This window comes from Craurococcus roseus (genome assembly GCF_039523795.1).
GTDB classification, from domain to species: domain Bacteria; phylum Pseudomonadota; class Alphaproteobacteria; order Acetobacterales; family Acetobacteraceae; genus Craurococcus; species Craurococcus roseus.
In genome coordinates, this window is sequence record NZ_BAAAFZ010000055.1 from 42,087 (window position 1) to 53,765 (window position 11,679).

Below are 11,679 nucleotides of genomic sequence, written 5' to 3' on the forward strand. Positions count from 1 at the left end.
GCTCCTTTCCACCGGGCCGGGCGCGGCTACCCCGGCTCCAACTCGCCCAGGAACGCCCGGAAGTCCTTCGCCTCGCCGAAGTTGCGGTACACGCTGGCGAAGCGGACATAAGCCACTTGGTCCACCGCGCGCAGCGCCTCCATCACGATCTCGCCGATCTGGCGCGACGTGACCTCCGAATCCGCTTCCACCTCCAGCTTGCGCTGGATGCCGTTGACGATGCGCTCGATCCGGTCCTCGTCCACCGGCCGCTTGCGCAACGCGATGCGGATGGAGCGGGCGAGCTTCTCGCGGTCGAAGGGCACGCGGCGTCCGTCGCTCTTGAGCACCGTCAGCTCCCGGAGCTGCACCCGCTCGAAGGTGGTGAAGCGGCTGTGGCAGCCGGGGCAGGAGCGGCGGCGGCGGATGGCAGCGCCCTCCTCGGCCGGGCGGCTGTCCTTCACCTGCGTGTCGTCCCGACCGCAATAGGGGCAGCGCATCCCGGCCTTCTCCTTCTTCTTGTAACTAGTCCCGGTATATCGGGAAGCGCCCGCACAGCTCCAGGACGCGCGCCTTCACCGAAGCCTCGACGGCGGCGTTGCCCTCGGCCGCGTCGTTGGCGCGGGCGAGGCCGTCCAGCACCTCGCCGATCAGCCGGCCGACCTCGCGGAACTCTGCCTCGCCGAAGCCGCGCGTGGTGCCGGCGGGCGTGCCGAGGCGGACGCCCGACGTCACCATCGGCTTCTCCGGGTCGAAGGGGATGGCGTTCTTGTTGCAGGTGAGGTGGGCGCGGTTCAGCGCCGCCTCGGCCGCCTTGCCGGTCACGCGCTTCGGCCGCAGGTCCACCAGCAGGAGGTGGTTGTCCGTGCCGCCGGTGACGAGGTCGAGTCCCTGGCCGCGCAGCTCCTCCGCGAGCGCCTTCGCGTTGGCGACGATCGCCTTGGAGTAGGCGCGGAACTCCGGCCGCAGCGCCTCGCCGAAGGCCACCGCCTTGGCGGCGATCACGTGCATCAGCGGCCCGCCCTGGAGGCCGGGGAAGACGGCGCTGTTGAACTTCTTCGCCAGCGCCTCGTCGCTCGTCAGGATCATGCCACCGCGCGGGCCGCGGAGCGTTTTGTGCGTGGTGGTGGTGGCGACGTGGGCGTGCGGGAAGGGCGAGGGGTGCGCGCCGCCCGCCACCAGCCCGGCGAAGTGCGCCATGTCCACCATGAACAGCGCGCCCACCTCGTCCGCGATCTGGCGGAACCGGGCGAAATCCCACTGCCGCGCGTAGGCGGAGCCGCCGGCGATGATGAGCTTCGGCCGGCTCTCGCGGGCGATGCGGGCCACCTCCTCCATGTCGATGAGCTGGTCCTCGCGCCGCACCGTGTAGGGCACGGGCTTGAACCACTTGCCCGACAGGTTGGCGGGCGAGCCGTGCGTCAGGTGCCCGCCGGCCGCGAGGTCGAGGCCCATGAAGGCGTCGCCCGGCTGGAGCAGGGCCAGGAACACGGCTTGGTTCGCCTGCGCGCCGGAATGCGGCTGCACGTTGGCGAAGCCGCAGTTGAACAGCTTCTTGGCGCGCTCGATCGCCAGGGTTTCGGCCTCGTCCACGAACTCGCAGCCGCCGTAGTAGCGCCGGCCGGGATAGCCTTCGGCGTACTTGTTGGTCAGCACCGAGCCCTGCGCCTCCAGGACGGCGCGCGAGACGATGTTCTCGGAGGCGATCAGCTCGATGCCGTCCTGCTGCCGGGCCAGCTCGCGGCCGATGGCGGCGGCGAGGTCCGGGTCGGCTTCGGCGAGCGAGGCGCCGAAGAAGCGGGCGGGGCTGGAAGCTGGGCTGGTTTCGTTCATGGATTCATGATCCCGGCGAAGGGTCAGGCGGAAGGAGCTTGGCGAGGCGCTTGTCGTGCCGCCCGCCCTCATATGGTGTGGACAGGAAGGCTTTGAGCGCGTCCAGCGCCACCTCCGGCCCGACCAGGCGGGCGCCGAAGGCGGCGACGTTGGCATCGTTGTGGGCGCGGGTCAGCCGCGCTTCGGTGGCGTCGTGCAGCACGGCGGCGCGGATGCCCTTGTGGCGATTGGCGGCGATGGCCATGCCGATGCCGCTGCCGCAGACCAGAACGCCGAAGCGGGCGCGCCCGTCCTGCACGGCGGCGCAGACGAGGTGGGCGAAGTCCGGGTAGTCCACGCTCGCCGCCTCGTTGGTGCCGAAGTCGAGCAGTTCGTGTCCGCCGGCGGCCAACGCCTCCTGCAACGCCCGCTTGAGCGGCAGCCCGGCGTGGTCGCCTCCAATGGCGACGGGGGATTGGGGAGCGGGGGCCATCCGCCGAGGATACCACCTCCTGTGGCGGGCCGGAACGCCGTACCCAAGGATTGGTGTCGAGCCGTGGCGCGCCCGGGGGGCCGGTTCGCGCTTGGCGGATCGGCGGTTGCGGAGCCCGCGGCGCCTCAGCCACCATCGTTGCGCCCGCCGCGCCTTTCCGGCGGCGGGCGCAACGATGGGGAGGGAACAGGATGCAAGGGATCTCACGCCGGCACTTCTTCGGCGCCGTGTGCGGCGGCTGCCTCGCCGTCCGCGAGGGCTTCCGCGCCACGCCGGTCCAGGCGCAGGCCGGGGGCACGGCGGCCGCGGCCGGCCCCGTCCGGACCTCCCGCTTCGGGCCCAACGACACGCTCGGCAACATGAACCTGCTGACGCCGCAGAAGGTGCAGGAGGCGGCCCGGCTGGTGACGCAGGGCCGCGCCTACCCGATGGGCATCGTGGTGGACCGCTCCACCCCCGCCTTCCCGCCGCGCAGCGTCGGCGTCACCGTCCTGATGCCGGGCCAGGAGGGCGGCCAGACCTTCGGCAACAACAAGATGTCCTACGTGGACGACATGATCTCGGGCTGGCTCGGCGTCGGCACCCAGATCGACACCTTCGCCCACCTCGGCGTGGACTACACCTTCTACAACGGCAACAAGGCGCAGGACTTCGTCCGCACCACGGGCGTCACCAAGCTCGGCGTGGAGAACGTGCCGCCCATGGTCACGCGCGGCGTGCTCGTGGACCTGGCGAAGTTCAAGGGCAAGCCGCGCCTCGACGGCGGCGAGCTGGTGACGGCGGACGAGCTGCGCCAGGCGATGCAGCAGCAGAACGTGCGCGTCACGCCAGGGGACGCGGTGGTGCTGCACACCGGCTGGCTTTCGACGCTGCCCGAGAACCCGAAGCGGTTCGGCGACGAGGAGCCGGGCATCGACGGCGCCGGGGCGCAGCTGCTGGCCGGGATGCAGCCCTGCGCGGTCGGCGCCGACACCTGGGGCGTGGAGTGCGTGCCCTTCAAGGACCCGAACGTGGTCTGGCAGGGCCACCAGATCCTCTTGGCCCAGAACGGCATCCACATCCTGGAGAACCTCGACACCTCCGCCCTGGTGCGGGACGGGGTGTCGGAGTTCATGTTCACGCTCGGCCAGCCGCGCTACCGCGGCGCGGTGCAGGCGATCATCAACCCTGTGGCGATCCGCTGACGGGCGGGGGCGAGCGCCTACCCTTTGTCGCCTAGGACCGCGCGGCGGACGATCTCGTTCACGCGCACCTGCCAGCCGCGACCGGACGCTTGGAGCGCGTCCAGCACGTCGCGGTCGAGCCGGATGGAAACGAGGCGCTTGGTGGGCGCCTTCTGCGGGCCGCGCGCCCGGCGCCGGGCGTGGGCGGCGGCGACGGCCGGGACCACCTCGGCGGCGGGCAGGGCGGCAGCGAAGTCGGCTCCCGTCCATTCGGGGTTGTCGGGGTCGGCGGCGATGCCCCGCTGGATCGCCTCCTCTTCCTCCGGGGTGGGTGCCCTAAGCTTCGGCTTCATAGCGTTTCAACTCCTTCGCGCTCGCCCGTCGTAAGCTGATGACGCGCAGGCCCCGGCGGCGGATCGTGAAGACCAGGACGTGCAGCCTGTCCCCGATCGGCGCCATGCCGACGAGCCGAACCTCGCCGTAGTCGGCGCGGAGGTCGGCCCGCACCAAGGCGGCAGACCAGTCAAAGCCTTCGGCTTCCGTGAAATCAACGCCGTGCTTGGCGAGGTTCGCGGCGCGTTTGGCTTCGTCCCACCTGTAGGCCACGCGCAAATTGTAGCTGCAATCTGGCGTGGACGTAAAGCTGATCGTGGAAGCGGGGCCTTCGCTCTCAACGGTCCGCGCCGAGGCGACTCGCGGAGTCAGCAATCCCGCGGCTGCCCGCCGAGGCGCCTACCGGAGGCGCTTTGCGCCCGCCCGCCCGGCGTGGCACGACTACCGCCTGAACCGCAGCGCCGCCCAGGCGACACGACGGAGGGGACGATGAGCCGGCCGACCTCGACCAACCCCGAGACCCTCGCGCTCCACGGCGGCAGCCACCGGGCGGAGACGACCACCGGCGCCGTCGCGGTGCCGATCTACCAGACCACCTCCTACCAGTTCCAGGACACCGCCCACGCCGCGCGGCTGTTCGGCTTGCAGGAGATGGGCAACATCTACACCCGCATCATGAACCCCACCTGCGACGCGCTGGAAACGCGCCTCGCGGCGATGGAGGGCGGGGCGGCGGCCTTGGCGCTGGGGTCGGGCCAGGCGGCTAGCGCCTTTTCGGTGATGAACCTGTGCGAGGCGGGCGACAACGTCGTGTCCTCGACCGACCTCTACGGCGGCACCTGGAACCTTTTCGCCAACACGCTGAAGCAGTTCGGCGTCGAGACGCGGTTCGTGGACCCGGCCGACCCGGAGAACTTCCGCCGCGCCACCGACGCGCGCACGCGCTGCTACTACGCGGAGACGCTGCCCAACCCGAAGCTCCAGGTCTTCCCGATCGGCGAGGTGGCGACCATCGGCCGCGAACTCGGCGTGCCGCTCATCATGGACAACACGGCGGCGCCGGTGATGTGCCGGCCTTTCGACCACGGCGCGGCGGTGGTGATGTACTCCACCACGAAGTGGATCGGCGGGCACGGCACCGCCATCGGCGGCGCGGTGATCGACGGCGGCAACTTCGACTGGGCGAAGTGGGGCGACCGCTTCCCGACGCTCAACAAGCCGGACCCGAGCTACCACGGCGCGGTGTGGACGGAGGCCACGAAGCCGATGGGGCCCGTGGCCTACATCGTGCGGATGCGCACCTGCCTGCTGCGCGACATGGGCGCGCCGCTCGCGCCCTTCAACGCGTTCCTGGCCATCCAGGGTCTGGAGACCTTGCCGCTCCGGATGGAGCGCCACAACGCCAACGCTACCCGCGTCGCCGGCTGGCTGGCCGGGCGGGAGGGCGTGACCAAGGTGATCCACCCGAGCCTGATGCAGGGCGAGGCCAAGCGCCGCGCCGACGCCTACCTCAAGGGCGGCTACGGCAGCCTGATGGGCTTCGAACTGGCCGGGGGCGCCGAGGCGGGGGCGCGCTTCATCGACGCGCTGAAGCTGTTCTACCACGTGGCCAACATCGGCGACGCGCGCTCCTTGGCGATCCACCCGGCGACCACCACGCACAGCCAGCTCTCGTTGGAGGACCAGGCGTTGTCGGGCGTGACCCCGGGCTACGTGCGGCTCTCGATCGGCATCGAGCACATCGACGACATCCTGGCGGACCTGGAACAGGCGCTCGCGGCGGCGTCCTCGCCCGCGCGGGCCAAGGCGGCCGAATGAACGCCGACCGACGCAGGGACGCGGCCGCCGGCGACATCGGCCGCGTCGAGTTCGCGCCGGAAGCGGCTGCGACGCCCGGCGCGTACCCCACCGTCCGGATGCGGCGGAACCGGCGCGACGCCTGGACGCGCCGCCTCGTCGCCGAGACCGCGCTGACCACGGACGACCTGATCTGGCCGGTCTTCGTCATGGAAGGCCGGGACGCGGAAACCCCAGTCGCATCCATGCCGGGGCAGGTTCGCGTCACGGTGGACCGCTTGGCCAAGCACGTAGAGAAGGCGGCGGAGCTGGGCATCCCCGCCGTGGCCCTTTTCCCCGTCACGCCCGCCGAAGCCAAGGACGCCGAGGGCACGGAGGCGCTAAACCCGGACAACCTGATCTGCCGCGCCGCGCGCGAGCTGAAGCGCGCCTTCCCGGAGGTCGGGCTGGTCGGCGACGTGGCGCTCGACCCCTACACCAGCCACGGCCACGACGGCGTCATCCGCGACACGCGCGTCGGCGCTTACGTCCACAACGACGACAGCGTTTCCGTGCTGGTCCGCCAAGCCGTGAACCAGGCGGAAGCCGGCATCGACGTGATCGCGCCGTCCGACATGATGGACGGCCGCGTCGGCGCCATCCGCCGGGCGCTGGACGCGGAAGGCTTCATCGACACCCGCATCATGTCCTACGCCGCCAAGTACGCGAGCGCCTTCTACGGCCCGTTCCGCGAGGCGCTGGGCAGCGCGCAGGCGCTCGTGGGCGACAAGAAGACCTACCAGATGGACCCGGCGAACTCGGACGAGGCGATGCGCGAGGTGGCGCTGGACCTCGCGGAGGGCGCCGACATGGTGATGGTCAAGCCGGGGATGCCCTATCTCGACATCGTGCGCCGGGTGCGGGAGCGCTTCGACGTGCCGACCTTCGCCTACCAAGTGAGCGGCGAATACGCGATGATCACGGCGGCGGCGAACAACGGCTGGCTCGACCGCGAGCGCGCCATGATGGAGAGCCTGCTGGCCTTCAAGCGCGCCGGCGCCAACGGCGTGCTGTCCTACTTCGCGCCCGAGGCGGCGCGGTTGCTGCGCGGCCGGTGACGCCGGAAGACGCCGCCCGCCTCCGCCGCGCCATCGCCCTCGCGCACGAAGCGAGAGCGCGGGGCGACGGGGCCTTCGGCGCGGTGCTGCTGGCCACGGACGGCGCGCCCCTGGCCGAAACCGGGAACCGGGCCGTCACCGAGGGCGACCCCACGGCGCACGCGGAGGTGGCCGCGATCCGCAACGCCGCCCGCGCGCACGGCAAGGAGCGCCTGTCCGGCGCCACGCTCTATTCGTCCACCGAACCCTGCGCCATGTGCGCCGCCGCGTCCTATGTCGCCGGGATCGGCCGCGTCGTGTTCGGGTTGCGCGAAGCCGACCTGCCGCGCGCCCGAGGCGGCCCCCTGCCCTGGCTGCCGGTGCAGCTCCCGGCGGCGAAGGTGGCGGCGCGCGGCCGGCGGCCGATGGCAGTGGAAGGCCCGTTCCTCGAAGACGAGGCCGCGGCGCCGCACGCCGGGCTGGGCGGAGGCGGCCCCGTCGCTTGACCCGCCCCGCCGGGACCGCGTGTGATCACGGGAAAGGCGGGAGGAACGGCGATGGCTGAGGGGCAAGACTGGCTCGGGCTCGCGGGCAAGATCGCGGTCGTCACGGGCGCGGCGGGCGGCATGGGGCGGGCGATGGCGGCCGGCTTCGCGGCGGCGGGCGCGGCGGTCGCGCTGCTGGATCGCGACGCGGCGGCCTGCGAGGCGCTGGCCGCTGACATGTCGGGCCAGGGCGCGCGGTGCGTGGCGCTCGGCTGCGACACCACGGACGAGGCGAGCGTGCGGGCGGCGGCGGAGGCGGTGGCCGCGCGCCTCGGCCCGGCCGACATCCTGGTGAACAACGCCGGCGTCCTCCGGCCCGGCCCGCTTTCCACCCTGCCGGTGGCGGAGTGGGACGCGCTGCTGGCGGTGAACCTCACCGGCTACCTGCTCTGCGCCCAGGCCTTCGGCCGCGGCATGACGGAGCGCGGCTCCGGCGCGCTGGTCCACATCGCCTCCATCGCCGCCTCCAACCCGCAGCCGCGCTCCGGCGCCTACAGCCCGAGCAAGGCCGCGGTCGCCATGCTGTCCCGGCAACTGGCGCTCGAATGGGGGCCGTCCGGCCTCCGCAGCAACGTGGTCAGCCCCGGCTTCATCCGCACGCCCATGTCGGAGGCCTTCTATGCCGCGCCCGGCATCAAGGAGCGGCGGGAGGCGATGCTCCCCAGCCGCCGCATCGGCACCCCCGCCGACATCGCCGACGCCGTGCTGTTCCTGGCCAGCCCGCGCGCCTCCTACGTCAACGGCGCCGAGATCCTGGTGGACGGCGGGCTCGGCACGGCGCTGATGGAGCTGACGCCGCGCCCGGGGTTCTGAGCGCCCAAACGCTCAAGCAACGGGAAAACCCACTTCACCAACCGGGTTGAGCCGAGGTGCTTTGCCAGCACCCGAATCGCGCCTCTCGTCCGAGGGCGGCGGGCGAGGGTCGGTGAGGACGTGAGGAACAAAGCCCCGCTCAGGCCGGGGCCGGATCGGCGACCCTTGCGGCGGCCGACGCGGCCCTCTCAATGACCGGGACATCCGCAGCGGCGGCCCCGCCCGCCGCTCCCTCGAAAAAGGCGCCGATGGCCCGGACGGACAGGTTCTCCCGCCCGAGGTCGTAGAAGCCGCAATGTCCGGCGCCCCGCACCACCAGGGGCGCGACCGCGGGGCACGCGTCCCAGTCGATCACCTCCATAGACTCCGCCGCCGGCACCAGCGGGTCGTCGCCGCCCATCAGCAGCAGGGTCGGCACGCGGATGTCCGGCAGAACGGCGGCGGGCCGCTCCATCTCGGTGAACACCTCGTAGGAGGGGTAGCCGAAGCGCGGCGCCGTCACGGTCGCCTCGAACTCGTGCAGGGACGTGGCGCGGGCGGCGGCGCGGCGGAGGTCGGCGTCCAGGTCGCGCGCGGGCACCGCCAGCACCTCGGCCCGGTACAGCGCCAGCAACGCCCGGCCGAGCACCGCGTTGGCGTCGATCGCTTGGTGCGCCACCTCCGGCTGGAGCGGTGGGCAGATCGCGGCACCGGCCAGGATGGGCGCCACGTCCCGCCGCTCGCCCTCGCGCGCGAGCAGCAGGAGGGCGAGCGCGCCGCCGAGCGACCATCCGGCCACCACGATGCCCCTCCCGGTCAGGGCGTCCGGCAAGGCCGACAACGCCGCCGCGAGGTCGGCCGAGCGGCCCAGGTGGTAGTGGCTGGTGCTGCGCGACCGGCTCTTGGCGCTGCCGCGCAGGTTGATCCGGAGCACCGGGAAGCCGCGGCGCAGCAGACCCGCGGCGTGCTCGCGCAGGTAGGGATCGTCCTCGCTGCCCGTCAGCCCGTGCACCAGCGCGGCGAGCGGCTTCGCGGGCGACCCCGCGGCGGACGGCAGGTGCAGGGTCGAGGCCAGCGCGTCGCCATCCGGCAGCGGCAGCCACAACCGATGGCCCGGCGGCAGCGCCGCGGGGATCGGCCAGCGCAGGGCGCGCACGGTCTGGAGGGTGCCGCCGAACCAGGGGGGACGGGGCCGGAGCGTGACGGAACGAGGGTTCATGCCGGCCCAACGCGCGACGCCCGCCGCCGGGTTCCCCGCCGCCTTGCCAGCCCCCCCGCGGCGGGTCCAAACCCGGAGATGAGAAAGGAAACAAAGCCGCCATGGACCAGCCGCTCCGCCGCGCCGAAGACCACCCCGAGATCCGCGAGGAGGTCGCCAAGCTCTGCGCCCGCTTCCCCGGCGAATACTGGCGCAAGCTGGACGCGGAGCGCGCCTACCCCACCGAGTTCGTGCAGGCGCTGACGGAGGCCGGCTACCTCGGCGCCCTGATCCCGGAGGAATACGGCGGCGCCGGCCTGCCGCTCTCGGCCGCGGGCGCCATCCTGGAGGAGATCCACCGCGCCGGCTGCAACGCCGCCGCCTGCCACGCCCAGATGTACATCATGGGCACCATCCTCCGGCACGGCAGCCCGGAGCAGAAGAAGCGCTACCTGCCCAAGATCGCCACCGGCGAGCTGCGCCTCCAGGCCTTTGGCGTGACGGAGCCCACCAGCGGCAGCGACACCACCATGCTCCGCACCTTCGCGAAGCGGGAGGGCGACAAGTACGTCGTCAACGGCCAGAAGATCTGGACCAGCCGCGCCGAGCATTCGGACCTGATGCTGCTGCTCGCGCGCACCACGCCGCGGGAGCAGATCTCGAAGCGCACGGAGGGCCTCTCCACCCTCATCGTGGACATGCGGGCGGCGCTCGGCAACGGCCTGACCATCCGGCCGATCCGCACCATGATGAACCACAACTCCTGCGAGCTCTTCTTCGACAACATGGAGGTGCCGGCGGAGAACCTCGTGGGCGAGGAGGGCCGCGGCTTCCGCTACATCCTGGACGGCATGAACGCCGAGCGGCTGCTGATCTCGGCCGAGTGCATCGGCGACGCCAAGTGGTTCATCGACAAGGCGGTGGGCTACGCCAAGGAGCGCGTGCTGTTCAACCGGCCGATCGGCCAGAACCAGGGCGTCCAGTTCCCCATCGCCCGCGCCTACGCGCAGATGCGCGCCGCCGAGGCGCTGCTGCGCCTGGGGTTCGAGAAGTTCGAGGACGGCCTGCCCTGCGGCGAGGAGGCGAACATGGGCAAGATGCTCTCCGCCGACGCCTCGTGGGCCGCGGCGGAGGCCTGCATCCAGACCCACGGCGGCTTCGGCTTCGCCGAGGAGTACGACGTGGAGCGCAAGTACCGCGAGGCGCGGCTGTACCAGGTGGCGCCGATCAGCACCAACCTGATCCTGAGCTACGTCGGCGAGCACGTGCTCGGCCTGCCGCGGAGCTACTAGCCATGCGGTCGCGCAGCACCGCAGCGCAGCGCAGCGCAGCGAGGAGCGTGAATCGCATGGCGAATGAGACGACCGCCTCGCGCCCGCTCGAAGGGCTTTTCGTCGTTTCCATGGAGCAGGCGGTCGCGGCGCCCTACTGCTCGTCCCGCTTGGCCGACGCGGGGGCGCGCGTGGTCAAGATCGAGCGGGCCGAGGGCGACTTCGCCCGCGGCTACGACGCGGTTGCGCGCGGGCAGTCCAGCTACTTCGTGTGGCTGAACCGCGGCAAGGAGAGCATCGCGCTCGACATCAAGGAGCCGGGGGACAAGGCGCTGCTGGCGCGGATGCTGGCCCGCGCCGACGTGTTCATCCAGAACCTCGCCCCCGGCGCCATGGCCCGCGCCGGCTTCGGCAGCGCCGCGCTGCGCGAGAAGCATCCGCGCCTCATCACCGTGGACATCTCCGGCTACGGCGAGGAGGGCGAGTACGCCGGCATGAAGGCCTACGACCTGCTGGTGCAGGCGGAGAGCGGCCTCGCCTCCGTCACCGGGCGGCCGGAGGGGCCGGGGCGCGTCGGCGTCTCGGCCTGCGACATCGCCTGCGGCATGAACGCCCACGCCGCGGTGCTGGAGGCGCTGATCCACCGCGGCGTGACCGGCCGCGGCAAGGGCATCGCGGTGTCGCTGTTCGACGGCATGGCGGACTGGATGACGGTGCCGCTGCTCCAGTTCGAGGGCACAGGCAGGGAGCCGCCGCGCATCGGCTTGGCCCATCCGTCCATCTGTCCTTACGGCGCTTTCGCCACCAAGGACGGCTCGCTGGTGCTGATTTCCATCCAGAACGAGCGCGAGTGGGTCTCCTTCTGCGCGCACTTCCTGGACGAACCGGACCTGCCGCAGCGCGAGGGCTTCCGCGTCAACAACGAGCGCGTGGCCAATCGCCCGGTGGTGGACGCGCACATCGGGCGCATGTTCGCCTCCCTCACGCGCGACGAGTGCGCGGCCAAGCTCCGCCGCTCCAACACGGCGTACGGCTTCGTCAACGACTGCGCCGGCCTGCGCGACCACCCGGCGCTGCGGCGCGTCGCGGTGGAGACGCCGGAAGGGCCGGTGGCGGTCAACGCGCCCGCGGCGCGGCTCTCGGACGGCGTGCGCGCGCTCGGCCCGGTGCCGGCGCTCGACGCGCACGGCGCGGCGCTGCGGGCCGAATTCGGCGGCTGA

General features: G+C 72.2%; 13 protein-coding genes. 7 read left to right on the top strand and 6 right to left on the bottom strand.

Features of this window, described 5'->3' with window-relative positions; all coding sequences use genetic code 11:
• Positions 1-26: 26 nt before the first annotated feature.
• From nrdR to rpiB, 3 genes are read right to left on the bottom strand one after another with little or no spacing between them, the layout of a single operon-like run.
• Positions 27-479, bottom strand: coding sequence for a transcriptional regulator NrdR (nrdR, locus tag ABD067_RS17585; protein ID WP_343896666.1), 453 nt, complete (start codon positions 477-479; stop codon positions 27-29).
• A 25-nt stretch (positions 480-504) separates the two neighbouring features.
• On the bottom strand, positions 505-1,812 hold the full coding sequence (gene glyA / locus ABD067_RS17590; RefSeq protein ID WP_343896667.1) for a serine hydroxymethyltransferase: 1,308 nt from the start codon (positions 1,810-1,812) through the stop codon (positions 505-507).
• Between the two features lie 4 nt (positions 1,813-1,816).
• Complete coding sequence (gene rpiB / locus ABD067_RS17595) at positions 1,817-2,284, bottom strand: ribose 5-phosphate isomerase B (RefSeq protein WP_343896668.1); 468 nt, start codon at positions 2,282-2,284, stop codon at positions 1,817-1,819.
• Between the two features lie 191 nt (positions 2,285-2,475).
• On the opposite strand from rpiB, the gene ABD067_RS17600 reads away from it, so the two are divergent.
• Entirely contained in the window at positions 2,476-3,468 is a 993-nt protein-coding gene (locus tag ABD067_RS17600; protein WP_343896669.1) for a cyclase family protein, read from the top strand.
• 17 nt (positions 3,469-3,485) lie between these two features.
• On the opposite strand, the gene ABD067_RS17605 is transcribed toward ABD067_RS17600, so the two are convergent.
• Together ABD067_RS17605 and ABD067_RS17610 are read right to left on the bottom strand one after the other, a co-directional pair.
• Complete coding sequence (locus tag ABD067_RS17605; RefSeq protein ID WP_343896670.1) at positions 3,486-3,800, bottom strand: BrnA antitoxin family protein; 315 nt, start codon at positions 3,798-3,800, stop codon at positions 3,486-3,488.
• Complete coding sequence (locus ABD067_RS17610) at positions 3,784-4,053, bottom strand: BrnT family toxin (protein WP_343896671.1); 270 nt, start codon at positions 4,051-4,053, stop codon at positions 3,784-3,786. The genes ABD067_RS17605 and ABD067_RS17610 overlap by 17 nt, the downstream gene beginning before the upstream one ends.
• Before the next feature lie 216 nt (positions 4,054-4,269).
• On the opposite strand from ABD067_RS17610, the gene ABD067_RS17615 reads away from it, so the two are divergent.
• Genes ABD067_RS17615 through ABD067_RS17630 form a run of 4 tightly spaced genes read left to right on the top strand, consistent with a single transcriptional unit; the run spans position 4,270 to position 8,011 of the window.
• Positions 4,270-5,598, top strand: a complete 1,329-nt coding sequence (locus ABD067_RS17615) for an O-acetylhomoserine aminocarboxypropyltransferase/cysteine synthase family protein (protein WP_343896672.1) — start codon at positions 4,270-4,272, stop codon at positions 5,596-5,598.
• Complete coding sequence (hemB, locus tag ABD067_RS17620) at positions 5,595-6,674, top strand: porphobilinogen synthase (protein WP_343896673.1); 1,080 nt, start codon at positions 5,595-5,597, stop codon at positions 6,672-6,674. Before ABD067_RS17615 ends, hemB begins: the two co-directional genes overlap by 4 nt.
• A complete protein-coding gene (locus ABD067_RS17625) occupies positions 6,671-7,159 on the top strand; it encodes a nucleoside deaminase (RefSeq protein ID WP_343896674.1) in 489 nt (162 codons plus the stop codon). Before hemB ends, ABD067_RS17625 begins: the two co-directional genes overlap by 4 nt.
• 51 nt (positions 7,160-7,210) lie before the next feature.
• Positions 7,211-8,011, top strand: a complete 801-nt coding sequence (locus ABD067_RS17630) for an SDR family NAD(P)-dependent oxidoreductase (RefSeq protein WP_343896675.1) — start codon at positions 7,211-7,213, stop codon at positions 8,009-8,011.
• A 139-nt stretch (positions 8,012-8,150) separates the two neighbouring features.
• Here the strand turns inward: ABD067_RS17630 and ABD067_RS17635 are convergent, their stop codons facing one another.
• On the bottom strand, positions 8,151-9,209 hold the full coding sequence (locus tag ABD067_RS17635; RefSeq protein ID WP_343896676.1) for an alpha/beta fold hydrolase: 1,059 nt from the start codon (positions 9,207-9,209) through the stop codon (positions 8,151-8,153).
• A gap of 101 nt (positions 9,210-9,310) precedes the next feature.
• On the opposite strand from ABD067_RS17635, the gene ABD067_RS17640 reads away from it, so the two are divergent.
• Positions 9,311-10,480 (top strand): acyl-CoA dehydrogenase family protein, encoded by a 1,170-nt coding sequence (locus ABD067_RS17640; protein ID WP_343896677.1) that lies wholly within the window; start codon positions 9,311-9,313, stop codon positions 10,478-10,480.
• Positions 10,481-10,536: 56 nt separating this feature from the next.
• Entirely contained in the window at positions 10,537-11,679 is a 1,143-nt protein-coding gene (locus ABD067_RS17645; protein ID WP_343896678.1) for a CaiB/BaiF CoA transferase family protein, read from the top strand.

Bases quoted from the DNA above. Each gene is read 5' to 3' on its own strand.
- ABD067_RS17615 (WP_343896672.1), top strand. From the start codon at position 4,270: ATGAGCCGGCCGACCTCGACCAACCCCGAGACCCTCGCGCTCCACGGC.
- glyA (WP_343896667.1), bottom strand. From the start codon at position 1,812: ATGAACGAAACCAGCCCAGCTTCCAGCCCCGCCCGCTTCTTCGGCGCC.
- rpiB (WP_343896668.1), bottom strand. From the start codon at position 2,284: ATGGCCCCCGCTCCCCAATCCCCCGTCGCCATTGGAGGCGACCACGCC.
- ABD067_RS17600 (WP_343896669.1), top strand. From the start codon at position 2,476: ATGCAAGGGATCTCACGCCGGCACTTCTTCGGCGCCGTGTGCGGCGGC.
- nrdR (WP_343896666.1), bottom strand. From the start codon at position 479: ATGCGCTGCCCCTATTGCGGTCGGGACGACACGCAGGTGAAGGACAGC.
- hemB (WP_343896673.1), top strand. From the start codon at position 5,595: ATGAACGCCGACCGACGCAGGGACGCGGCCGCCGGCGACATCGGCCGC.
- ABD067_RS17635 (WP_343896676.1), bottom strand. From the start codon at position 9,209: ATGAACCCTCGTTCCGTCACGCTCCGGCCCCGTCCCCCCTGGTTCGGC.
- ABD067_RS17640 (WP_343896677.1), top strand. From the start codon at position 9,311: ATGGACCAGCCGCTCCGCCGCGCCGAAGACCACCCCGAGATCCGCGAG.
- ABD067_RS17630 (WP_343896675.1), top strand. From the start codon at position 7,211: ATGGCTGAGGGGCAAGACTGGCTCGGGCTCGCGGGCAAGATCGCGGTC.
- ABD067_RS17645 (WP_343896678.1), top strand. From the start codon at position 10,537: ATGGCGAATGAGACGACCGCCTCGCGCCCGCTCGAAGGGCTTTTCGTC.
- ABD067_RS17605 (WP_343896670.1), bottom strand. From the start codon at position 3,800: ATGAAGCCGAAGCTTAGGGCACCCACCCCGGAGGAAGAGGAGGCGATC.